The 20,673-nt window shown below is 65.1% G+C and carries 21 protein-coding genes; 8 read left to right on the top strand and 13 right to left on the bottom strand.

Annotation, left to right across the window (positions count from 1 at the left end; all coding sequences use genetic code 11):
* Positions 1-9: 9 nt before the first annotated feature.
* On the bottom strand, positions 10-1,233 hold the full coding sequence (locus KQ693_RS01785) for an MFS transporter (protein WP_267261748.1): 1,224 nt from the start codon (positions 1,231-1,233) through the stop codon (positions 10-12).
* On the opposite strand from KQ693_RS01785, the gene KQ693_RS01780 reads away from it, so the two are divergent.
* Complete coding sequence (locus KQ693_RS01780) at positions 1,190-2,158, top strand: tetratricopeptide repeat protein (protein WP_267261747.1); 969 nt, start codon at positions 1,190-1,192, stop codon at positions 2,156-2,158. The genes KQ693_RS01785 and KQ693_RS01780 overlap by 44 nt on opposite strands.
* A gap of 45 nt (positions 2,159-2,203) precedes the next feature.
* A complete protein-coding gene (locus KQ693_RS01775; protein WP_019550349.1) occupies positions 2,204-2,623 on the top strand; it encodes a hypothetical protein in 420 nt (139 codons plus the stop codon).
* Positions 2,624-2,678: 55 nt separating this feature from the next.
* On the opposite strand, the gene KQ693_RS01770 is transcribed toward KQ693_RS01775, so the two are convergent.
* Positions 2,679-2,879, bottom strand: coding sequence for a hypothetical protein (locus tag KQ693_RS01770; RefSeq protein WP_267261746.1), 201 nt, complete (start codon positions 2,877-2,879; stop codon positions 2,679-2,681).
* A gap of 13 nt (positions 2,880-2,892) precedes the next feature.
* A complete protein-coding gene (locus KQ693_RS01765; protein ID WP_267261745.1) occupies positions 2,893-3,516 on the bottom strand; it encodes a hypothetical protein in 624 nt (207 codons plus the stop codon).
* A gap of 23 nt (positions 3,517-3,539) precedes the next feature.
* Between KQ693_RS01765 and KQ693_RS01760 the strand changes: the two genes are divergently transcribed.
* The 4 genes from KQ693_RS01760 to KQ693_RS01745 are packed head-to-tail and all read left to right on the top strand — an operon-like array spanning position 3,540 to position 6,103.
* Positions 3,540-4,262: a metallophosphoesterase family protein gene (locus KQ693_RS01760; protein ID WP_267261744.1), complete on the top strand. Its 723-nt coding sequence runs from the start codon at positions 3,540-3,542 to the stop codon at positions 4,260-4,262.
* On the top strand, positions 4,229-5,038 hold the full coding sequence (locus KQ693_RS01755; protein ID WP_267261743.1) for a DNA polymerase III subunit delta': 810 nt from the start codon (positions 4,229-4,231) through the stop codon (positions 5,036-5,038). Before KQ693_RS01760 ends, KQ693_RS01755 begins: the two co-directional genes overlap by 34 nt.
* Positions 5,035-5,823, top strand: coding sequence for a PSP1 domain-containing protein (locus tag KQ693_RS01750; protein WP_267261742.1), 789 nt, complete (start codon positions 5,035-5,037; stop codon positions 5,821-5,823). The genes KQ693_RS01755 and KQ693_RS01750 overlap by 4 nt, the downstream gene beginning before the upstream one ends.
* Positions 5,824-5,827: 4 nt before the next feature.
* Positions 5,828-6,103: a hypothetical protein gene (locus KQ693_RS01745; RefSeq protein WP_267261741.1), complete on the top strand. Its 276-nt coding sequence runs from the start codon at positions 5,828-5,830 to the stop codon at positions 6,101-6,103.
* Here KQ693_RS01745 and KQ693_RS01740 read toward each other — a convergent pair.
* Together KQ693_RS01740 and KQ693_RS01735 are read right to left on the bottom strand one after the other, a co-directional pair.
* Entirely contained in the window at positions 6,091-7,014 is a 924-nt protein-coding gene (locus KQ693_RS01740; protein WP_267261740.1) for an ABC transporter permease, read from the bottom strand. The two genes, KQ693_RS01745 and KQ693_RS01740, sit on opposite strands and share 13 nt — an antisense overlap.
* Positions 7,011-8,843, bottom strand: coding sequence for an ABC transporter permease (locus KQ693_RS01735; RefSeq protein WP_267261739.1), 1,833 nt, complete (start codon positions 8,841-8,843; stop codon positions 7,011-7,013). Before KQ693_RS01735 ends, KQ693_RS01740 begins: the two co-directional genes overlap by 4 nt.
* Before the next feature lie 102 nt (positions 8,844-8,945).
* Here KQ693_RS01735 and ubiE point away from each other — a divergent pair, with 102 nt between their 5' ends.
* A complete protein-coding gene (gene ubiE / locus KQ693_RS01730; RefSeq protein ID WP_267262400.1) occupies positions 8,946-9,623 on the top strand; it encodes a bifunctional demethylmenaquinone methyltransferase/2-methoxy-6-polyprenyl-1,4-benzoquinol methylase UbiE in 678 nt (225 codons plus the stop codon).
* Between the two features lie 2 nt (positions 9,624-9,625).
* On the opposite strand, the gene KQ693_RS01725 is transcribed toward ubiE, so the two are convergent.
* Both KQ693_RS01725 and KQ693_RS01720 read right to left on the bottom strand, forming a co-directional pair.
* A complete protein-coding gene (locus KQ693_RS01725; RefSeq protein WP_267261738.1) occupies positions 9,626-10,075 on the bottom strand; it encodes an arsenate reductase ArsC in 450 nt (149 codons plus the stop codon).
* A gap of 56 nt (positions 10,076-10,131) precedes the next feature.
* Positions 10,132-11,820: a M3 family oligoendopeptidase gene (locus KQ693_RS01720; protein WP_267261737.1), complete on the bottom strand. Its 1,689-nt coding sequence runs from the start codon at positions 11,818-11,820 to the stop codon at positions 10,132-10,134.
* Positions 11,821-11,869: 49 nt separating this feature from the next.
* Here KQ693_RS01720 and KQ693_RS01715 point away from each other — a divergent pair, with 49 nt between their 5' ends.
* Positions 11,870-12,271: an acyl-CoA thioesterase gene (locus KQ693_RS01715; RefSeq protein ID WP_267261736.1), complete on the top strand. Its 402-nt coding sequence runs from the start codon at positions 11,870-11,872 to the stop codon at positions 12,269-12,271.
* Here KQ693_RS01715 and KQ693_RS01710 read toward each other — a convergent pair.
* The 6 genes from KQ693_RS01710 to KQ693_RS01685 form a co-directional block, all read right to left on the bottom strand.
* Complete coding sequence (locus KQ693_RS01710) at positions 12,268-14,508, bottom strand: endonuclease MutS2 (RefSeq protein WP_267261735.1); 2,241 nt, start codon at positions 14,506-14,508, stop codon at positions 12,268-12,270. The genes KQ693_RS01715 and KQ693_RS01710 overlap by 4 nt on opposite strands.
* A gap of 25 nt (positions 14,509-14,533) precedes the next feature.
* Positions 14,534-14,926, bottom strand: a complete 393-nt coding sequence (locus KQ693_RS01705; protein ID WP_246584416.1) for a hypothetical protein — start codon at positions 14,924-14,926, stop codon at positions 14,534-14,536.
* Positions 14,927-14,936: 10 nt separating this feature from the next.
* Positions 14,937-16,649 carry a glycoside hydrolase family 13 protein gene (locus KQ693_RS01700; protein WP_267261734.1) on the bottom strand — a complete coding sequence of 571 codons (1,713 nt, stop codon included), beginning with the start codon at positions 16,647-16,649 and terminating at the stop codon, positions 14,937-14,939.
* A 4-nt stretch (positions 16,650-16,653) separates the two neighbouring features.
* Positions 16,654-17,973 (bottom strand): sugar ABC transporter permease, encoded by a 1,320-nt coding sequence (locus KQ693_RS01695; RefSeq protein ID WP_267261733.1) that lies wholly within the window; start codon positions 17,971-17,973, stop codon positions 16,654-16,656.
* The gene (locus KQ693_RS01690) at positions 17,974-19,302 is read right to left on the bottom strand and encodes an ABC transporter permease subunit (protein WP_267261732.1); all 1,329 of its coding nucleotides are present in this window, start codon (positions 19,300-19,302) and stop codon (positions 17,974-17,976) included.
* 121 nt (positions 19,303-19,423) lie between these two features.
* Positions 19,424-20,620 (bottom strand): sugar ABC transporter substrate-binding protein, encoded by a 1,197-nt coding sequence (locus KQ693_RS01685; protein ID WP_267261731.1) that lies wholly within the window; start codon positions 20,618-20,620, stop codon positions 19,424-19,426.
* Positions 20,621-20,673 lie beyond the last annotated feature (53 nt).

The following is a 20,673-nucleotide window of genomic DNA, read 5'->3' as shown; positions in this document are numbered from 1 at the left end:
CCCAGGCCCTTACCCTTCCTCGGGAAGCCTCTTCGCGAGGAGGAGGGCCAGGGCGTAGAGGAGTGCGGCCAGGAGGAAGAGGGCGGGAAAGCCCAGGCGGTCCGCCAGGTATCCCCCAAGCACCGGAGAGAAGGCGAAGAGGCCTGCCAGGGTGTTGGTGAGGCCGATGGCGGCGCTGCGCTCCCCCGGGGGGGCCAGGTTGAGGAGGTAGGTGGTGGTGGAAAGGCCGAGGGCGGCGAGGTACGCCCCTTGGAGGAGAAAGACGAGGCCGAAAAGCCCCGGGGGCAGGAGGAGGGCGAGGAGGGGGCTAAGGAGGGCGAGGAAAGCCCCCGCCTTGAGCACCCCCTTGGAGCCCCGTTCCGCCATGCGGGCCCAGAGGAGGTTGGAGAGGGTGAAGGCCAGGGCGTAGAGGGAGAGGTAAAGGCCAAGCTCTTTCCCCTGGCCCAGGGCCCTCACGGCGTAGGCGGCGTAGAAGGGCTCGGCGAGGCCCGCGAGGGCCAGGAGGAGCCGCACCCCCAGGTAGCGGCGGAAGGCGGGGCGGAGGAGGGGGGCCTTCAGGTCCAGCCTCGCCTCCTTGGGGGCCTCCTCGGGTTCCTCCGTGAGGCCGAAGAGGTACCAGCCAAGCCCGTAGGCCAAGGCCCCCAGGGCGAAGAGGAGGGCGTAGGGCAGGGGGAAGGGGAGGGGGAGGGAAAGCACCTCCCGCACGAGAAACCCCGCCAGGAAGGCGAGAAGCCCCCCCACCAGGTTCCGGGCGGAGAAGAGGTGGGCCCGCCTCCCTTGGGGCGTGGTCTTGGCCACCACCTCCCAGAAGGGGAGGCTGGAGACCCCGGTGAAGAGGGCGTTTAGGAGGAGGCCGAGGAGGAAGCCGAGGAGGAGGAGGGAGGGGTTTTGGCCGAAGAGGAAGGCGGAGAGGGCCATGAGGACGAGGCCGGATAGCCTCAAGGCGGCCACCTTCCGGTAGAGGACGATCTTCCGGGGAAAGCGGGCCACGTAGGGGGCCAGGAAGGCCTGGGGGATCATACCTCCAGCCTGCAGCAAGGCGGGGAGGAGGCCGATCAGGGCCCCGGGGGCCCCCAGCTTGGCGGCGAAGCTGGTGAGGACGATGTTGGGGTTCAAGAAGGTATCCCCCAGCCACACCAGCCAGCCATTGAGCGCCGCCAGGCGGTAGTTGCGTTCCCGGAGGTCTAAGATGGTGAGGATGCTGCTTCTTCCTTCCCTTGGGCCCTTCCACATCCTGCATCCACACTACAACGCCGCCACGGTGCTGGCCCTTTTGGAAAAGGCCGGTGCCCCCGTCCTCTACCTGGCCTCCCACTCGGAGGAAAGCCTGCGGGAAGGGCTTTGGCGGGAGGAGGACCCCCTCCTCTTCCACCTCCTCCCCTGGGCCGAGGAAAGGGGCGTCCCCGTGGTGGCCCTGGACCGGGAGGCCCACCTCAAGGCCGAGGCCGAGGCCTTCCGGGAGGCCCTGGGCCAGTTCCCCGGGGGAAGGCCCCACCTGGAGGCCATGGCCGCCTTTGACGAGGCCCTTCTCGCCCTCCTGAAGGAGCCCCTGACCCCGGAGGCCCTGGGCTCGGAGGCCTTTTTGGGGCGGCTTCGGGAGGTCTATGGGGGCTTCGCCCGGGCCTTCGGGGAGGGCCCGGCCACGGGCTTCCGGGCAAGGCGCATGGCCCGGGTGGCGGAGGCCCTAAGGGGGAAGGAGGGGGCGGTGGTGGCGGAGCTTTTGGACTACCTCTTCCTGGCGGAGGCCTTCCCCGGGGCGCTTCCCAAGGCCCACGAGCCCACGGAGGCGGAGAGGCAAAGGGCCCTTTTGGACCGGGCCTGGCGGCTTAAGGAAGAGGACGACTGGGCGGGGCTCTTGGAGGAGCTCTTCCAAATAGGGGATCCCGAGGCCCTGTACCTGGCGGCCCAGATCTACCTGGCGGCCGGGGAGTGGCAGGAGGCCTTAAGCCTCATGGAGGAGGTGTTCCGCATGGACTTCCAGCACCCCGGCTACCTGCCGGGCTACGTGCTGGCCCGCTTTGGCCAGCTTCTGGACCTGGCGGGGGAGCGGGAAAGGGCTCTGAGGGCCTACCGGGGGGTCCTGGCCCTCTCCTGGGCCCCGGAGGAAGCCAGGACCCTCGCCTTGGCCGGGCTGAGGAGCCCTTTCCGGCTTCCCTAGCCCTCTGGGGCATTTGTCCCGGTGGCCCTTGTCTAAGATGGAACCATGGAGGTGGAGATTCGCCGTGCCCGCCACGCTGCGTACCTCCGCCTGGCCGCGGCCCACGCGGGGCCCCTGGGGCCTGCCCTTTTAGGGCATCCCGAGCTGGCTCCCCTGTACTCCAAGGCCTATGCGGCCTGTGGGGGTGCGGAGGGTCTTCCCTGTGCTGGGGTGGGGGGGGAGCCCAGGGTGTGCGTGGTGCGGCGGCTGGAGCATCTGGCCTACAGCGCCCTGCGGGGGGGCAAGCGCCGGCGGGAGCAGGAGAAGGCCATGGTGGAAGGGCTTCTGGTGTGCATGGGCCACCTGACCCGGGAGTTTCCCCCCGAGTTTACCCCCGTTCTCGAGGCCACCCGCAAGGCCCTGGAAAAGGACCTGGAGTATCTTCGCAAGGAGCTTGCTGAAAGGGAAACAAGCCGGGTTTCCTGAGGTGGGAAACCCGAAAGTGCAAAAGGCGCCCTCCTTTGGCCGGAGGGCGCGGAGTTTAAAGCAGGTGGTGCATCTTGCCCAAGATCAGCATCAAGGCCACCGTGCCGGCGGCCAGGATGATGAGCATCAGCATGAAAAGGATAAAGCGCAGGTCAAAGGTTTCCCCCTCGGTGGTGAGCACGCGGGGGTTCAGGATCAGGTAGAAGAGCAGGGTAACCAGGGCGGCTCCCAAGGCAAACAGCGCGATGTACATCATATTCTCCCTCCTGTTACCAGAGGCTGAGAAGCGCCTCCAGGCTTGCCCGTAAGTTTACCAAACCCACCCCGTAGGTGGGAATCCCCAAGGCCAAGCCCACGCTTCCCCAATAGGGCCCTGGGCTTATGGGTAGGTCCAGGGGAAGGGGAGGGCTTTCCCAGGGCCCGTAGGCCCGCACCTCCTGGTAGGTGAGGCCCGTGGGCGCCTCCACCCGCAGGACCAGGGGTTCCTCCTCAGCTTCCAGGGGTTGCCAGCCCCTTGGGGTTTCCTTGGCTCCCGGGAAGCCTTGGCCAAGCCCCTCCCCGGGAAAGGCTAAGAGGAGGCGGTCTGGGCGGGTTTTTTCCAGGAGGTGGGCCAGGGGTGCCCGGGTGGGGCCGGAAAGGGGAAGGCCCTCTAAGGTGGGAGAGAGGGGCGAGGGATCCAGGGCCAGAAGGATCCGTCCCCGAAAAGAGAGGCCGTTTAGAGCCTGGAGCACGGCCAAGGCCTCCTCGTAGGGGGCGTGGAGGAGGTAGGTCCTTCCTCCTCGGCCGCCTTCCAGGTAGCAGTAAAGGGTGCCGAATTCGTCCAGTCCTGCCCGGAGGTGTTCCGAGAGGACCTCGAGGTCCGCCGAAAGCTGTTCCAGCAGGGAAGAAGCCATGTTCTCATGGTATCCTGAACCCCGTGCGCTACCTGGTCCTCTCCGACATCCACGGCAACTGGCCGGCCTTGCAGGCGGTCCTCGAGGCGGCCCCTTCTTTTGATGGGGTGCTCTTCCTGGGGGATGCGGTGGGCTACTATCCGGATGGGGACCGGGTGCTGGACTGGCTCATGGAAGTGGAGGCCCAGTGCGTCTTGGGCAACCACGATGCCTGGCTTCTGGCCCTGGACCGTTTGCCCCAGGAAGGGGTGGTCCTGGAGATCCTTTCCTGGCAGCGGAGGAGGCTTTCCCAAAGGCACCTGGATTTCCTCTCCTCCTGGCCCTGGCAAAAGGAGGTGGAGGGGGTGCTTTTGGTCCACGGCAGCCCCTGCGATCCCATGGAGTACCTGGATGCGCTGGAACTGGCCCGCCAGGCCTTCGCCTGTACGGACCACCGCCTCACCTTCCACGGGCACACCCATCTGGCCGGGGCCTTTCTGGAGCTTTCCGGGCCCCGGCCTTGGGTGCGCTACCAGCGCTATAGCGCAGGAGGAGAGCTCCTTTTGCCTCCCACGGTGCGGGCCCTGGTCAACCCAGGTTCGGTGGGCCAGCCCCGCGACCACGTGCCGGGGGCGGCCTTTGCCCTGTGGGAGGGGGACGGGATCACCTTTTTCCGGGTGGGGTACAACCTGGACCAGGTGGCCCATCGCCTGGCGGAGGAGGGGTTTCCCACGTGGCTCTACGAGCGTCTGACCCTGGGGGAATAATCGGCCACGAGGCCATTTTGGAGCTCCTACCCCGGCTTGGCGCCTCCACCCTGCTCTTTTCGGGGCCGGAAGGGGTGGGGAGGCGCCTGGTGGCCCGCTGGTACGCCTGGGGGCTGAACCGGGGGTTTCCTCCCCCCGCCTTGGGGGAGCATCCCGACCTTCTGGAGATAGGTCCCCCGGAGCGGGGTTTGAAGGGGCGGGTGGAGATCCGCCTCGAGGAGGTGGAACCCCTTTTTGAATGGTTCGCCACCCACCCCCGGGAGCGGGTCAAGGTGGCCATCCTGGACTCGGCCCACCTCCTCACCGAGGCTGCGGCCAACGCCCTTTTGAAGCTTCTGGAGGAACCTCCCTCCTACGGGCGCATCGTCCTCATCGCCCCAAGCCGCGCCACCCTGCTTCCCACCTTGGCCAGCCGGGCCCTGGAGGTGGCCTTTGCCCCGGTGCCTGAGGAGCGGCTTTACCCCTTGACCCAGGACCCGGAGCTTCTGGCTTACGCCGGCGGGGCTCCAGGCCGGCTCTTAAGGGCTCTGGCCGACCCCACTGCCTTTCGCGCCCGCATGGAGAAGGCCAGGGAGGTGGGTGGCGCCTCCTCCTGGCGGCGGTTTGCCCTCCTGAAGGAGCTCTTCGCGGACGAGGAAGGGATTTTCGCCCTTTATGTCGCCTTCCGCCACCGTCCGCAGGCGCTTCTGGCCCTCGAGGCCGCCCGGGAGGCCCTGGAGCGGTATGTGAGCCCGGACCTGGTCCTGGCCCGATTGGCCTTAGACTTGGAAACATGACCGTGGGCGTTCGCCTGCACGCCGATCTGCGCAAAGCCCGCACCCCTGTCCTGCGCTACTTCCGTTTCCAAGGGAATCCCCCACCCCTGGAGGCGTATGTGGTGGTGCGCACCAGCCGGGGCCTGGAGGTGGGCAAAGTGCGCACCCCGCCCCGCAAGGAGAAGGAGGCCGGGGAGGTGGTGCGCCTGGCCACCAAGGAGGATCTGGACCTGGCCTCGAGGCTCCGGGCCAGGGCGGAGGAGGCGGCCTTTTACCTGCGGGCCCGCCTTCAGGAAGAGGGAGTGAGGGCCAAGGTCCTGGGGTGCGACTTCACCCTGGATGGCCGCCACCTCACCGTGCACTACGCCGCGGAGGAGCGGGTGAACCTCAGGCGTTTTACCCGGGAACTTGCCGAGCGCTTCGGGGCCCGGGTGGAGTTTTTGGCCGAGGGCCCCCGGGAGGAGGCTGCCTACCTGGGCACCCTGGGTGCCTGCGGGATGGAGTCTTGCTGCTCCACCTGGCTACAGGGTTTCGCCCAGGTATCCATCAAGCTGGCCCGCGACCAGGGGCTTCCCCTGAACCCCGAGAAGATCTCGGGTCCTTGCGGACGGCTCCTTTGCTGCCTGGCTTACGAGCATCCCGTGTACCAGGAGCTTTTGGCGGAGCTTCCCCGCAGGAACGCCCGGGTCTGCACCAAGGAGGGGGTGTGCGGCAAGGTGCAGAAGGTGAACCCCTTGAAGGGGACGGTGGAACTCCTCCTGGAGGAGGGGAAGGCGGTGGAGGTGTCCAAGGAGGAACTGGCCTGAGAGGATGAGTGGGGCCCAAGTGTTCGCCCGAAAGGTGCGCCGCCTGGTACTGAACCGCCAGGGCACCGAGGCCCAGATCTTCCTCCTCTCCCCTTGGGAGGAGGGTTTCCTCTACCTGCGCTCGGATGGCTTCGCCCACTTTGCCCAGGGTCTGGGGGCGGAGGAGGTGGTGGGCTTCGCCTTGGGAAAGGGGCGGGTGGAGCTCCGCTTCCAAGACGGCAGCGCCCTCACCCTCCGCTACCGCCTGGGGCGATGGGTCAAGGTCCTTCACTTTTCGTAGGGCCTTCCCACCGCCGCCGGGGGTCGGCTCTTGCCCATGAAGCCCGCCAGCACCAGAACGGTGACCACGTAAGGGAAGGCCTGCACCAAGACCGCGGGCAGGATCTCCGTGCCCTGAAGCTGGATGGCCAGGGCGCTGGCGAAGCCAAAGAGCAAGGTGGCGAAGAGGATGCCCAAGGGGTGCCACTTCCCGAAGATCATGGCCGCCAGGGAGATGAACCCCATCCCCGCGGACATGCCCCGCACGAACTGGTTGAGGAAGCCGATGGCCAGGTAGGCCCCGGCGAGGCCCGCCAAAACTCCGGAGAGCACCACCCCGATGTAGCGCATGCGGTACACGTTGATCCCCAGGGTGTCGGCAGCTTCGGGATGCTCGCCCACGGCCCTGAGGCGCAGGCCAAAGGGGGTTTTGAAGAGGACCCACCAGGTCAGGGGAACCAGGAGGAAGGCCAGGTAGACCAAGGGGGAAAGGGCAAAGCCCTCAGGCCCCCAAAGGGGCAGGCGGTTTGCCACCTCCTTGGAGTTGGTGGCGTTGCCGTAGAAGTAGGTGAGCACCAGGCTGGGGGCTCCCAGGGCCAGGAGGTTGATGGCGGTGGCGCTGATGATCTGGTCGGCCCGGTATTTGATGGAGACCACCGCATGCACCAGGGCCACCAGCCCTCCCACCAGCATGGCGCTTAGGACCCCAAGCCAGGGAAGCCAGGGATGGGGGCCGGGGCCTAAGGTGTGTTCCACCCTTTCCACCACCACTGCGGCGGTGAGGGCTCCGAAGAGGATGATGCCCTCGAGGGCGATGTTCACCACCCCGCTCCTTTCGGAGAACATGCCCCCTAAGGCGGTGAGCAAAAGGGGCGTGGTCTGGCGCAGGGTGGAAAAGAAGAGGGCGATCCAAAAGGCAGCGTCCAGGTTCATGGGGTCTCCTCCCTTTCCTCTCGCTTTCGGCTTTCTTCCCTAAGCTCCACCTCGGCTGCTCGCAGGGGGTCGGTGAAGTAGCGGGGCAAAAAGCCCCCGGCGGCGATGAAGAGCACGATCAAGGCCTGCAATACCGCCACCAGCTCCCGGCTGATGCCCAGTTGCAGGTTCACCTGCAACCCCCCGGTGAGGAGGATGCCAAATAGCCAGGCGGCCAGGCCCACCCCCAAGGGGGTGTTCTGGCCCATCAGGGCCACGGCGATGCCGTCAAAGCCCACGGAATAGGGAAGGGATTGCTTCAGGCGGTACTCGTCAATCCCCCCGCCCAGCACGTAGTGGGTGGCGGCCAGACCCGCCAAGGCCCCTGCCAGAAACATGATGAGGACCATCTTCCGCCCGGCCAGCACCCCTCCGTACTCCGCCGCCTTGGGGGCCAGGCCCATGGCCCTAAGCTCGTACCCTCCCACGGTGCGGAAGACGTAAAAGTGGAAGAAGAAAAGGGCCAGGATGGCCAGAAGAAAAGCGCCGTTAAGGCGCACGGAGGTAAGGTCGGGGCCCAAGCTCACCGCAGGTCCCGGTAGAAGGCCGCCCACCGCGTAGCCCGCCACTCCTCCGAGGAGGCCCATGAGCACCCGGTGGCCCAGGCTCTTCCGGGTGAGGAAGTAGCCCAATAGGCCCAGAAGGAGGGCGAAGGGCAAGGCCCAGGATAGCTCTCCCCCCGGGGCCAAAAGCTCGGTCCAGTGGGGGATGCGGGCCTCTGGTCGGATCTCGTAGCTCCGGGCCTCGTACCCTGGGTATTTGAAGGGCAGGTACAGGGTGCGGCCGAAGAACTTGTACTCGTTGGAGGAGATAAGGAAGAGGAAGAGGCTTGCGGCGATGTAGTTCAGCATGATGGTGTTGATGACCTCGTGGGCCCCGAAGCGGGCCTTGAGCCAGCCGGGCAGGGCACCCCATAGCCCCCCGGCCAAACCGGCGGCCAGGATGGCGAGGGGCAGTACCAGCCACCTGGGCCCTGGCAGGTACACCCCCACCAGCATGGCGGCGATGGCCCCCAGGATGAGCTGCCCCGGGGCCCCGATGTTGAAAAGCCCCCCGCGGAAGCTTAAGGCCACGGCTAAGCCGGTGAAGATCAGGGGAGTAGCCAGGAGGAGGCTTTGCAGGAAGCCCGAGGGGTTGACCAAGGGGCTATAGAGGAGCTGGTAGGTGTAGGTGATGAGGTCCAGCTTCAGCATCCAGGCTTCCCTTAGGGTCTCGGCCTCTCCTGGGGCCTTCTTCATCACCGCCACGATGATCCCGCCCAACAAGGAAGCCAGGAGGAGGGAGAAGAGGGGCACCACCACCCCCCGGCGGCGCACCAGAAAGGCCACCCCTCCAGGGGAGAAAAGCCGGGCCAGAAGGAGGAGGTAGAGGCTATAGGCCAAGGTGGCGTAGCTGCCAAGCCCCAGGGTGTACCGCCTGAGGATGGGCCTTTCCGCACCCGCGTTCACCTGGGCCACGCTGGCTTGGAAGAGAAGGTAGGTGAGGAGGAAGAGGCCTAGGCCCAGGATCCCCATGAGGAAAAGCTTCCGGGCGGGCTTGGGAGTCCAGGCCAGGACCAGGGTGAAAGCCAGCCAGGCCAGGGAGGGATAGAAGACACCCCAAAGCCAGCCGTCCCCGTAGCCCGGGGGCAAGGTTCCCTGGGGGAGATGGTGGCCGAAGGGGCTTAAAAGCACGCCTTCCCCGCCAAAAAGGCGATGGGGTACCGCCCAGGGCGCCAGGTACCAGAGGAGGAGGAGAACCCCTCCCCCCAAGGCCACCAGGATTCCCAGGCGCTTACGGTCCTTCCACACGCCCACGATTGTACCCTAGCCCCGTAGGTCTACGGCCCGGGGCGGTGCTAGACTTCTTTCGTGGAGATTTCTCCCCGGGAAAAGGCCGAGCGGGTGCGGCGCATGTTTGCGGAGATCGCTCCCCGCTACGACCTTTTGAACCGGCTTCTTTCCTTTGGCGCCGATCTTCGCTGGCGCAGGCGGGCGGTGGCCCTGGCTTTGGAAAAAAATCCCGGGCGCATCCTGGACCTGGCCACGGGCACGGGAGACCTGGCCCTTATGTTGAAGAGGAAGGCGCCCACGGCCCAGGTGGTGGGGGCGGACTTCGCCCTGCCCATGCTGGAGATCGCCCGCAGGAAAGCCCGGGCGCAGGGCCTTGCGGTGGAGTTTCTGGAAGCCGATGCCCTGTCCCTGCCTTTTCCCCAAGGGAGCTTTGAGGCCATCACCATCGCCTTCGGTTTCCGCAACTTCGCCGACTACCGTAAGGCTCTTTTCGAGCTCCGCCGGGTCCTGGCCCCGGGGGGGCGGCTGGTCATCCTGGAGTTTCCCCCGCCTCCCAGGGGGGCCTTTGGCCTGGTTTATCGGGTTTACTTCCAGAGGCTCCTTCCCTTCCTGGGGGGGGTGGTCTCGGGGAGCTTCGGGGCCTACCGCTACCTGCCGGAAAGCGTGGAGGCCTTTCCCCCGCCGGAAGCCTTAAAGGGCATGATGGAGGAGGCGGGCTTCAAGGTGCGCTACGAACTCCTCACCTTCGGGGTGGCGGCCATCCACATTGGGGACCTCGAGGCCGGGTCAGCCCGATAGGGCTACCTTGCGGCTTCCTCCAGCTCCTCGTCTGTGGGGATACGGCCAACTTTCAGGTTTTCCACCAGGTAGCGGGCCATGCGCCCGAGGGCGTCCCGCACCCTGTGCCACTCCTCCAGGGGCTTTCCCGAGGGGTCGGGGAAGGAAACATGGCGCTTTTCCGTCTTTGCGGGGTAGGCGGGGCAGGCTTCCTTGGCGGCATCGCACACGGTGAGAACCAGGTGGAAGTTCCAGGGATCGGGGAGCTCAAAAAGGGTTTTGGAGAAGTGCCCCGTAAGGTCAATCCCCACCTCGGCCATCACCCGCTTGGCCTCTTCCTTGACGAAGGTCTTCTCGGTGCCGGCGGAGTGGACCTCGAGGTCCACTCCCATTTCCCCGGCCCAGTGCCGGAGCCAGCCCTCCGCCATCTGGCTGCGGGCGGAGTTGTGGGTGCAAAGAACCAAAAGGCGCATCCTATAAACCTAACCTTCCCCAGGTCAGGGAAAGGTCAGGAAGGTGCCCGGCTGGACTAGGCAAGCCTCCTCTCCAACTCCTCCACCTTCTCGGCCAGAACCGCAAACCCCTTTCGCCAGAAGGCGGGGCTTTCCAGGTCAAAGCCGTAGCGGGCCGCCAGCTCCTTGGCCCGGTACATGCCCGAGGTGGCCAGAAGCTCCTCGTAGCGCCCGGCAAAGCCCGGGTCCTCCTTGGCCTCCTGGTACACGGCCAAGCCGAAGAGGAGGCCGAAGGTGTAGGGGTAGTTGTAGAAGTCGGAGCCGTAGTAGTGCCCCTTCACCGCCCACATGTAGGGGTGGTGGGTGGCGAGGACCTCCCCGTAGGCCTCCTTCTGGGCCTTCAGCATGAGCTCCTTGAACTCCCTGGGGGAAAGCTCCCGGGCCTTCCTTCCCTCAAAGACCCAGGACTCAAAGAGGAAGCGGCTATAGATGTCCACCACCACCTGGGCCGCTCCTTGCAGGTAGGCGTCCAGGATCAGAAGCCCCTCTTCCGGGGAGACTTCCTTAAGGGCCGCCTCCACCACCAGGGTTTCGTTCATGATGCTGGCGGTCTCCGCCAGGGTCATGGGCACCTCCCGCAGGCTGGCGGGCACCCGGGCCAGGGCGAAGTTGTGGTAGGCGTGGCCCAGCTCGTGGGCCAGGGTGGAAACCGACTCAAAGCTTTCCTCGTAGTTGGCCAGGATGAGGCTTTTGCCCCCGCCCCTTCCCATGCAGTAAGCCCCGCCGATCTTGCCCTTGCGGGGCAGGAGATCCATCCAGCGCTCGTGGAATGCGGTTTCCGCCACTTTAGCGGCGTTCGGGACCAGGGTGGCGAGCTTTTCCCGGATGAAGTCCCGGGCCTCCTCCAGGCTCCAGCGCCGGCCCTTTCCGATGGGGGCAAAGAGGTCCCACCAGTCTAGCCTTTCCTTGCCCAGAGCCTTGGCCTTCAGGAGGTAGTAGCGGTGGAAGAGGGGAAGGCTTTCCCGCACCGCTTCCAGGAGGGCCATGAGGGCCTTCCGGGTGATGCGGTTTCGGTGCAGGCTGGGCTCGAGGTCATCCCGGTAGCCCCGCCTGCGGTTCAGGACCGAGGCTTCCCCCTTGACCCCGTTTAGGGCGTAGGCCAGGGGCACCTCGTGGCCTTCCCAGGCTTTGAGCTCCGCCTGGTAGGCCTTCTTGCGCACCTCCTCCTCGGGGCGGAAGTAGAGGTTCCGCACCTGGGTGATGGGCAACTCCTCCCCGTCCACCACCGCGGTGATCTGGCTGGTGAGGTTCTCGTGGAGCTTGGACCAGGCCTGGCGCCCGGAGAGGGATAGCTCCGCCGCCAGGACCTCCTCTCCTTCAGGCATCATGTGCAGGGCCTCCTCCCGGGCCTCCTCCACCAGGATGCGGTAAGGCCCTGCCTCCTCCGGGTCCTGTAGGGCCAGGTAGCGGGTGAGGCGGGGCCTGAGGCGGGCGAAGTCCAGGAAGAGCACCTCCAGCTCGGAGAGCTTGGCCAAGGCGGCCTCGTCGGTGGTGTCGGCGGTGAAGCGGGCGTAGAGGTAGGCCCAAAGGGGGGTGGATTCCTCCAAAAGGGCGTCCAGGGAGGCCAGGACCTCCTTTAGAGGGGCTTGTTGGTCCACCTGCTCCTTGAGCTGGCCAATCCGCTTCCTCACGCCTTCCCAGGCTGCCTGGAACTCGGGGCTTTCCAGGCCGGGGAAAAGGGGGGTTAGATCCCACGTGGTTTCCATGGCCCCACTATACCTGACCCGCGGGTCAGCCCTGGTATACTCTGGCTTCGTGGAGGGTTTTCCCGTATCCGTACCCATACAGGTGCGCTTCCGCGACCTGGATGCCCTGGGGCATGTGAACAACGCGGTCTACCTCACCTACTTTGAGGTGGCCCGCGCCGCCTACTTCCAGAGATTGGAAAGGGACTGGGTGGAGAAGGGGCATTTCATCCTGGCCCGGGCGGAGGTGGATTTCCTGCGGCCTATCCTCCTCGAGGATCCGGTGGAGGTGGGGGTGCGGGTGGTGCGCATCGGTCGGAGTAGCTTTGACATGGAGTACCTCCTCCTGGCCAGGGGGGAGGAGGCCGCCCGGGGCAAGACGGTCCAGGTTTGGCTGGAAGGAGGCAGGCCTGCTCCTTTGCCCCCGGTCATCCGAGAGCGCATAGAGGCCCTGGAAGGCCGCTCCTTCTAGCCTTTCAGCACCACCACCGTGACCCCGTGCCCGCCCTCGTGGGGAGGGGCGTCGGCGAAGGTTTCCACCCGTTTGTCCCGCCTTAGGGCCTCGCGGATGGCCTGCCTGAGGGCTCCGGTACCCTTGCCGTGAAGGAGGCGCAGGGTGGTGAGGCCCAAGGCGCGGGCCTCCTCCAGGGCGGAGTCCACCTCCAGGAGGGCTTCCTCCACGGTAAGCCCCCTGAGGTCCACCTCCTTCACCTCCCTTCGCGGCTTTAGGCCGATGGCCTTGGGGGTTTCCTGGGCCTTGAGGGGGGTAAGCTCCTTGGCCTTCACCGTCATCTTCACCGGCCCCACCTGGACCAGGGCTTCCTCTCCCCTTAGCTCCAGAAGCCTTCCCTGACGCTTCAGGGAGGGGATCTCCACCATCTGTCCCGCCTCGAGGCCCCTAGGCACCTCCAAGGCCCCCTTGGGCGTGGCCCTGGCATACCTTTCCCTCAGGGCCAAAAGCTCCCGCAGGGCGTCCTTTTTCCCCTGGGTTTTGGCCTTTTCCTTGAGGGCTTTGAGCTCGGCCTCCACCTTTAGGAGCTTCTGGCGGACCTCCTCCTCCAGGGCCTTGAGCCTTTCCTGCCGCTCCTCCTCAAAACGGGCTTCCCGCTCCTCCAGCCGCTTCCTTAAGGCCTCCACCTGGGCCATCTGGGAGAGGAGCTGGCTTCTTTCCTCCTCCAGGCGTAACCTTTCCGCCTCCAGCTCCTCCAGGAGGGCTTCCAGCCTTCCCCCTTGGGGCAGAAGGCTTTCCGCCCGCTTCAGCACCGCCTCGGGCAGGGAAAGCCTCCTGGCGATGGCCAGGGCGTAGCTCCGCCCAGGCACCCCCAGGACCAGCTCGTAGGTGGGGCGCAGGCCCTCCAGGTCAAAGCGCATGGAGGCGTTTTGGATGCCCGTTCGCCCCTGGGCGAAGGCCTTCAGGGGGGAGAGGTGGGTGGTGACCAGGCCCTTGACCCCTTTTTCCAGGAGGGCTTCCAGGATGGCCTGGGAAAGGGCAGCTCCCTCCTCGGGGTCGGTGCCGCTACCCAGCTCGTCGATGAGGACCAGGCTTTGGGCCGTGGCGCTTTCCAGCATCTCCTTGAGCCTGCTTAAGTGCCCGGCGAAGGTGGAAAGGTTTTCCTGAAGGGATTGCTCGTCGCCGATGTCGGCGAAGACCCTGTCGGGCCAGGCCAAGGTGGCCTTCTTGGCCGCCACGAAAAGCCCCGACTGGGCCATGAGCACCCCAAGGCCCAGGGTTTTTAGGAGGGCCGTCTTTCCCCCCATGTTGGGGCCGGAGATGAGGATGAGGCGCCTTTCCCCGTCCAGGGCCAGGGAGTTGGGGACGGGATTGGGGATAAGGGGGTGGAAGGCTTGGAAAAGCTCGTAGGTTTCCCCGAAGCGGGGCCGGCTAAGCCCGAAATCCCGGGCCAGGCTCGCCTGGGCCTGGACGAGGTCCAGAAGGCCCAGGGCCTCAAGGGTGCCGGGCAGTTCCTCATCGGCCGCCAGGGCCTCGGAAAGCTCCCGTAGGATGCGGTTTACCTCCTCCTCCTCCTGAAGGCGCAGGGCCTGGAGGCGGTTGTTCAGCTTCACCACGGAAAGGGGCTCTATGAAAAGGGTGGCCCCGGACTCGGACTCATCCAGGAGAAGGCCGGGGATCCTTTGGGCCATCCCCGCGCGCACGGGGATGCAGTAGCGCTCGCGGCGCAGGGTGACGAACCGGTCCTGGATCGCCTCGGGGTGGCGGTCCATAAGGGCGTAGAGTTTGTCCAGGATCTGCTGGCGCAGGGGCTTGAGTTCCCGGCGGATGGCGAAAAGCTTGGGGCTTGCCTCATCCCGCACGGCTCCTTCCTCGTCCAGGGCTTTCCTGACCTTGGTGAGGAAGGCCCCGTGGTCCCCGATGCCCGCCGCCACCTGGCTCAGGAGGTTTTGTAGGGGAAGAAGCTCTTCCTTGAGGGCTATGGCCTCCTCCAGGGCCTGGGCTCCTTTTAGGAGCTCGAGGCCCGAAAGCCTGGCCCCGCCTTGGGCCTTTTGGTAGGCTTCCTCGAGGGCCCCCGCCTCGGGAAGGGTGTAGGGATAGGCTAAGGCCTCCTGGGTTAGCTGGTGGCGCCTTTCCGCCTCCTCCTGGGAGAGGGGGGCAAGGGCCAAGGCCAGCCTTCGCCCCAAGGGGGTCTTGGCCCTTTCCGCAAGGAGGGCGCGGACCTTGGGGAACTCCAGGACCTCGAGGACATCCCGCACAAAAGCCCAGTATAGCTCTTGGACCCTAACGCTTCAGGAGGCGGAGCAGGGCGGCAAGGGCAAGCTGTCCCCCAGGGCCTAAAGCCTTCCTCAAGAGCAACCCTACCCGTCCGAGCCGCCCCCAAGGCAGGAGGGAGAGCAAGGTGGTAAGAGAGGCAAGGATGGCCTGTTTTTGTTCCTGGGGGAGGCTATTCCAACGGTCATGAGCTTCTTGAATCAGAGCGATGAACCGCTTATAGAAGCCAGGGTCCTTGGGGTTTTCCCCCTTTAGCGCTTCCATCTGGGCCAATAACTCTTCTGAGGAGACCCTTCCCCCAGCCTGGGCTTGAAGGGGGGCTGCATCCTGGATGCCTTCCCCTGGCTTGGCGTCGGTGCTCCCAACCCGCCTCACCCTTCTATTGAAACTTTTGAGCCGCATCTGGCTTGCATTATACGGGTTGGAATAACAGGAAGGAGGTTTCCACCTCCCCCGCCACTTCCTTCTCGGCAACGAGGTCTATTCCAGGGGGAAGGGTGAGCCTTGTCCCTTCCGGGGCGAAGAAGGCCCAGACCTCCTGGCCTCGGTACCGCCTTTTGAAGGCCAGCACCTCTTTGCCGGCCTCTAAGGGAAGAAGCCCTCCCAGGCGGAGGGCAGGGTGGGTGCGCTTGAGCTTTACCAGCCTGCGGATAAGGGTCAAGACCTCAAGGTTCCATGCGCTTTCGTTCCAGGGGAAGGGGGCCCGGCAGTAGGGATCCCCTTGCCACTTTGCGTAGGGGTTGGGTTGGGAAAGGCCCACCTCGTCCCCGTAATAGATGGCGGGGCTTCCCGGGAAGGCGAAGAGGAGGGCATAGGCCAGCTTGAACCGTTCCACATCCCCCTTAAGCCGCCAAAGGGCGCGGGGGATGTCGTGGGAGGAGAGGAGGGTGTACATGCTGTGCCGAAGCTGCACGGGCAGGGCCTGGTAGTGGTCCCAGAGGACTTGCCAGGTCTCCTGGGCATCCAGGTGGACGGGCCTTCCGCGCACATCCCTTCCAGAAAGCCACTCCATCACGGGGTGGGCGAAGCCCGCATAGTGCATGGCCCCATCCAGGGTATGGGCCCTTAGGGTGGGGGTGGCGTCGTAGGAAAGTTCCCCGAATACTATGGCCTCGGGTCTTTCCTCCTTAGCGGCCCGGGCCAAGGCGCGAAGCCAGCGGGCGTTCTTGCGGTTGGTCCCCCCTTCCCCGATGGAGTGGGCCACATCCAGCCGGAAGCCGTGGGCCAGGCGCATCCAGTAGCGGATGGGAGCCTTTTTACCGTGGACGAAGCGCTCCTGGGTGAGGGGGGAGGCATAGTCCAGCTTGGGCATGGACTTGACCCCCCAGAAGGCGGCGTAGGAGCCATCGGGGTAAAAGGTGAACATGCTCCGTTCCGGGCTTGCCAGGTTCTTTAGGGCCCTTTGAAACCAAGGGTGGGTGGCCCCCACATGGTTGAAGACGCCATCCAGCACCAGGCGCATACCCCTCTTTTCCAAAGCCTGGAAGAGGGCTTCCAGGGCCTCCTCTCCTCCCAGGTGGGGGTCCACCCGCAGGTAGTCTTCCGTGTCGTAGCGGTGGCTGCTTGGGCTTTGGAAGATGGGGGTTAGGTAGAGGGTTTCCACCCCCAAGGCCTCCAGGTAGGGGAGGGCTTCCAGGATGCCAAAGAGGTCTCCTCCGTAGAACTCCCACGATCCCTCCGGGCCCGGGGGTTCGTTCCAGGCCTTCTTGCGGATGGGCCTGCCCATGAGAAGCCATTCCCCGTCTTTAGGGGAAAGCTCCGGGCGCCCCTGGCGGAAGCGGTCGGGGAAGATCTGGTAATAGACGGTGCCCAGGGCCCACCAGGGGGGAAGGGATCCCGCCAGGAGGTGGAAGAAACGGTCGTAGCGGGGAAGGGTTTTTTCCAGGCCGTGGCTGCCCAAGAAGCCCTCGGGCAGGAGGAAGCAGTAGCGAAAGGGGCTTGCGTGCACGGAAACCCGCACCCTTAGGCCCCCCTTGGCCCGTTCCATGGGTTTTTTGTGGATCTCCCCGTCCTTTTCGTAAAGGAGGAGCCCTTCCTTGGCCTCGGTTTCCAGGTAGAGGGTCACCTCCTCCCCCAGCTCGGGCAGAGGGGGATGGATGTGCTCGAGGTCGTGGTAGTGGGCCATAGGGCTACTCCTTCACCGCTCCTGCGGTGTACCCGGAAACGAAGTACTGCTGGAAGCCGTAGAAGAGGAAGAGGATGGGCAGGGAACCGAGGACGCTGGCGGCGGCGAAGATCCCCCACTTGGTCTGGAACTGGCCGGTGGTGAAGCTCCGAAGCCCCACACCCACGTTCCAGCTTTCCACCCCCGTGAGGACCAGGTTGGCCAGGACGAACTCCGAGTAGGTGCCCACGAACTGGAGAAGGAAGATGAAGACGAACATGGGGGCGGAAAGGGGGAGGAGGATCCTGGTAAAGACCTGCCACTTAGTGGCCCCGTCCACCATGGCCGCCTCCTCGAGGCTCGGGCTGATGCTTTCCAGGTACCCCTTGTACACCCAGGTGCCGAAGCTGATGATCCCCCCGGAGTAGGCCAGCACGAGCCCGGTAAAGGTGTTCAAGAGGTTCAGCCGGGAAAGGAGGTAGTAGATGGCCACCAAGGCCAGAAATCCGGGGAACATCTGCACGAAGATGAAGAAGAGGAGCACGGGGTAGCGGCCGGGCAGGTGGCGGAAGCGGGCGAAGGCGTAGCCCGCGGTGGCGGTGAGCAACACGGCGAGGAGTCCCGTAAGCCCGGAGATGAGGAAGGTGTTGCGCACCCAGAGCAGAAACTTGGCCTCGGTTCCCTGTCCGGTGAACTGCCTGGGGGAAAGGGTGAGGGCCAAGGCGAAGACCGCCAGGGCCAGGAGGAGGAGGAGCCTTCCCTGCCAGAAGTCCATCCATTCTTCCGGGGTTAAAAGCCGCCTCAGGAGGCCGATGAGGGCCACACCCAGGAGGGCGAGCCCCCCGAGGAGGAGAAGGCCCACCTGGTAGGGGTAAAGCACCACCCCCTCCACCAGCTTGGCGTAGTTTTCCAAGGAGGGCTCGGGCACGTAGGGGATGACCTTGGCGTCCAAAAGGAGAAACCCCGTGTCCGGCCTGCGGAAGCTGAAGAGGTTGTTGGTGGGGTCAAAGCTGGCGGCCACCACCTGCACCACGGGGTAGTAGACGAGGAGGATCAGGATCCAGAGGAAGAGGTGGGTCACCCCCTGCCAGAAAAAGGGCCAGGGGCTTCGTTTGCGCCCCTGGATGCGGTTGGCCAAGGCGGTGTGAATCACGCTGTAAAGGAGAAGCAGGAGGACCAGGCTCAAAAGGATGCCCAGGGCATAGGCCCAGCCATAGGGCACGAAAACGCTGCCGAAGGCCACCTGCTTGCGGTAGGAGCCTACGTCAAAGAGCCGGTTTAGGGCAAACCAATAGACCCCGTAAAGGGCGAGGCCCACGAGGAGGAAGGCCAGAAGCCGCCGCACCTACCTCACCTCCCTTAGGGCCCCGGTGATGCGGAAGTTCACCAGGCTGATGGCCACGGTGATGGCAAAGATGAGGAGGCTGATGGCCGCCCCCAGGCCGTAGGCGGACTGCCCCTCGGCGCTGAAGGCGGTCTTGTAGGCCCAGGAGATGAGGATGTCCGTGGCCTGGGCCGTGGCCAAGCGGCCTTCCTGGGCGGGGCCTCCGCCGGTAAGGAGGTAGATGATATAGAAGTTGTTGAAGTTGAAGGCGAAGGAGGAGAGGAGGATGGGCACCATGGGTTTTTCCAGAAGGGGCAGGGTGATGCCCCATAGAGCCTGCCAGGGAGTGGCCCCGTCCACCTTGGCGGCCTCGTAGAGCTCGTCGGGGATGGTGGAAAGAGCCCCCAAGGTGGCGGTCATCATGTAGGGGAAGCCAAGCCACAGGTTCACCAGGAGGATGGCCACCTTGGCCCAGTCGGGGTCGTTGAGCCAGGGGATGGGGTAGATGCCCAGGACCCCTAGGAGGCGGTTGATGGCCCCAAAGTTGTAGTTGAGGAGGGCCACGAAGACCTGCACGGTGATCACCCCCGGAAGGGCCCAGGAGATGATGAGCACCGTGCGGTAGAAGTTCCTTAGCTTTAAGGCTTTGTTGTTGAGAACAAGGCCCAGTATGAGGCCCAAGAGGGCATTGAGGAGCACGGTGCTTAAGGCGAAGGCCACGTTCCAGGCGAAGACGGGGAAAAGGGCCTTGCTGGCTTGGGAGAGGATGAAGCTGAAGTTTCTAAGGCCCACGAAGCGGAAGGCATTCACCTTCGCCACAAAGGCGGCCTGAAAGGGCGGGATGCGGTCTAGGACCAAGGTGTTTCCCTCAGCCTCGAGGATCCTGGCCCGCAGGCGGTGCCCCTCGGCGTACACCTCCACGGTTTCCCCTGCGCAGGGACGGCAACGAAGGGCTTCCTCTACGGCTTCCTCCAGAAGAAGCTGTGGCCCTTGATGTGCCACCACCCGGGTTTCCGTGGAGCGGTCGGGGAAGCCGCTTCGGGCCCCCGAGTAGTCGGTGAAGGCCAGGTAAACCGTGAGGGCGATGGGGTAGAGGGTGAAGACCAAAAGAAAGGAGAGGGCGGGGAGGAAGTAGTACCAGTCGGTCAGCCAGGGAAAAAGGCGTCCCACCAGGATGGCCCCTGGCACCAGCACCAGAAGGGCCAGGACCAGGATGGTCCAGCCTGGAGGGGCCAGGTAGGCCTCGAGGGCCAGATACCCCAGGATGCCCACCCCTGTGGACAGGATCAGGAGGCCCAAAAGCAAGAACAGGGCCAGGAGAAAACCCTTAAGGCCAGGAGGGTGTTTCATGGCTTAAAGATACGCCCCCCACGGGGGAAGGAGGTCCCATGGGGGGCCCGCATACGTGTGCATTTCCGCTACGCGGTGTGTTCCAGGATCCCCACCCGGGCAAAGTCCGGGTGGGATGGTGTTACCTGCCGATGCCCTTCCTGATCTCGGCCACCATGTCCTCCACGATCTTCTTCAAGTTGGAGTCGGGCCGCTGGATGGCCAGGTTGATGGCGTTGGCCCACGGACCCCATACCTTGCCCATCTCGGGGATGTTGGGCATAGGGGTGCCCAGGGCGAAGACCTTGGAAAAGCCCGCCACCACCGGATCCTTCTCCAGGGTCTTGGCGGCGCTCTTGGACACGGGGATGCGGCCACCCGCCTGGTTGAAGGAAACCAGGTTCTTGCCGGTGACCAGGGTCTTGGCGAAGTTGACCGCGGCGGTCTTGTTCTTGGAGTAGGCGTTCACCACCACCCCTTGCACCCCCAGGAAGGGACCCCAGGGGTTCTTGGCCCCGGGCGGGGTGGGGAAGGGGGCGATGCCGAAGTCGATCTTGGCCTTCTTGTAGTCGCCCAGGGCCCAGGGGCCGTTGATGATCATGGCCAAAGCCCCGTCCTTGAAGGCTCCGTCCGCCACACCGTAGTCCACCCCTTCGGGCACCAGGTTGTAGCGGAAGCGGAGGTCCTTGATGAACCCTAAAGCCTTTTCCCCCACTTCCCCGCCTATCAAGAGCTTGGAGGGGTCCAGGTTGCCCTTGGCGTCCTTGGCGAAGACGTTGTCCGCTCCAAAGGCCCGGAAGAAGCCGAAGTTGAAGTAGGGGTCGCCAATGTTATACAGGAAGCCGAAGGTGGAACCGGTGGTGAGCTTCTGGGCCATGGACAGGAACTCCTCCCAGGTCTTGGGGGGTTCTTTTACGTACTTCTTGTTGTAGATGAGGGCCACGCTTTCGGCGAAGGCGGGAAGGCCCATGAGCTTGCCCCCGAAGGTGAAGGCCTCCACCGCCACGCTTTGCAGATCGGAGAGGTAGCTTTGCGTCACGTACTTGCCCATGGGCTCCAGCACCCCGGCCTGGGCCATCTCCCCCAGCCAGTCGTGGGGGATGGAGACCACCAGGTCCGCCGCCTGCCCCTGGGGTGCCCCCAGGATGAACTTCTGCTTGATGTCCCCGAAGGGAACCTCCACCACCTCCACCTTGGTGCCGGAGGTCTTCTCGTAGGCCTGGGCTTGGGCCTTGAGCCACTCCAGCTCGGGGCCGCCAAAGTGGGTCCACACCGTGATCTTCCCCTGGGCAAGGGCCAGGGAAAGCCCGAGGGCCAGTACCGCCAGTGCTCGTTTCATATCCCACCTCCGGGCGCGTGGTAGCGTTTCCGCTTAGCTTTTTTTCCGCGCCC

Source organism: Thermus brevis, assembly GCF_026427635.1.
In the GTDB taxonomy this organism is placed as follows: domain Bacteria; phylum Deinococcota; class Deinococci; order Deinococcales; family Thermaceae; genus Thermus; species Thermus antranikianii.
This window is presented reverse-complemented; position numbering and strand designations above follow the sequence as displayed.

Excerpts from the sequence above, each read along its gene's own strand:
- KQ693_RS01780 (WP_267261747.1), top strand. The coding sequence starts at position 1,190 with ATGGTGAGGATGCTGCTTCTTCCTTCCCTTGGGCCCTTCCACATCCTG.
- KQ693_RS01785 (WP_267261748.1), bottom strand. The coding sequence starts at position 1,233 with ATGTGGAAGGGCCCAAGGGAAGGAAGAAGCAGCATCCTCACCATCTTA.
- KQ693_RS01775 (WP_019550349.1), top strand. The coding sequence starts at position 2,204 with ATGGAGGTGGAGATTCGCCGTGCCCGCCACGCTGCGTACCTCCGCCTG.
- KQ693_RS01770 (WP_267261746.1), bottom strand. The coding sequence starts at position 2,879 with ATGATGTACATCGCGCTGTTTGCCTTGGGAGCCGCCCTGGTTACCCTG.
- KQ693_RS01765 (WP_267261745.1), bottom strand. The coding sequence starts at position 3,516 with ATGGCTTCTTCCCTGCTGGAACAGCTTTCGGCGGACCTCGAGGTCCTC.
- KQ693_RS01750 (WP_267261742.1), top strand. The coding sequence starts at position 5,035 with ATGACCGTGGGCGTTCGCCTGCACGCCGATCTGCGCAAAGCCCGCACC.
- KQ693_RS01745 (WP_267261741.1), top strand. The coding sequence starts at position 5,828 with ATGAGTGGGGCCCAAGTGTTCGCCCGAAAGGTGCGCCGCCTGGTACTG.
- KQ693_RS01740 (WP_267261740.1), bottom strand. The coding sequence starts at position 7,014 with ATGAACCTGGACGCTGCCTTTTGGATCGCCCTCTTCTTTTCCACCCTG.
- ubiE (WP_267262400.1), top strand. The coding sequence starts at position 8,946 with ATGTTTGCGGAGATCGCTCCCCGCTACGACCTTTTGAACCGGCTTCTT.
- KQ693_RS01725 (WP_267261738.1), bottom strand. The coding sequence starts at position 10,075 with ATGCGCCTTTTGGTTCTTTGCACCCACAACTCCGCCCGCAGCCAGATG.
- KQ693_RS01720 (WP_267261737.1), bottom strand. The coding sequence starts at position 11,820 with ATGGAAACCACGTGGGATCTAACCCCCCTTTTCCCCGGCCTGGAAAGC.
- KQ693_RS01705 (WP_246584416.1), bottom strand. The coding sequence starts at position 14,926 with ATGCGGCTCAAAAGTTTCAATAGAAGGGTGAGGCGGGTTGGGAGCACC.
- KQ693_RS01700 (WP_267261734.1), bottom strand. The coding sequence starts at position 16,649 with ATGGCCCACTACCACGACCTCGAGCACATCCATCCCCCTCTGCCCGAG.
- KQ693_RS01690 (WP_267261732.1), bottom strand. The coding sequence starts at position 19,302 with ATGAAACACCCTCCTGGCCTTAAGGGTTTTCTCCTGGCCCTGTTCTTG.
- KQ693_RS01685 (WP_267261731.1), bottom strand. The coding sequence starts at position 20,620 with ATGAAACGAGCACTGGCGGTACTGGCCCTCGGGCTTTCCCTGGCCCTT.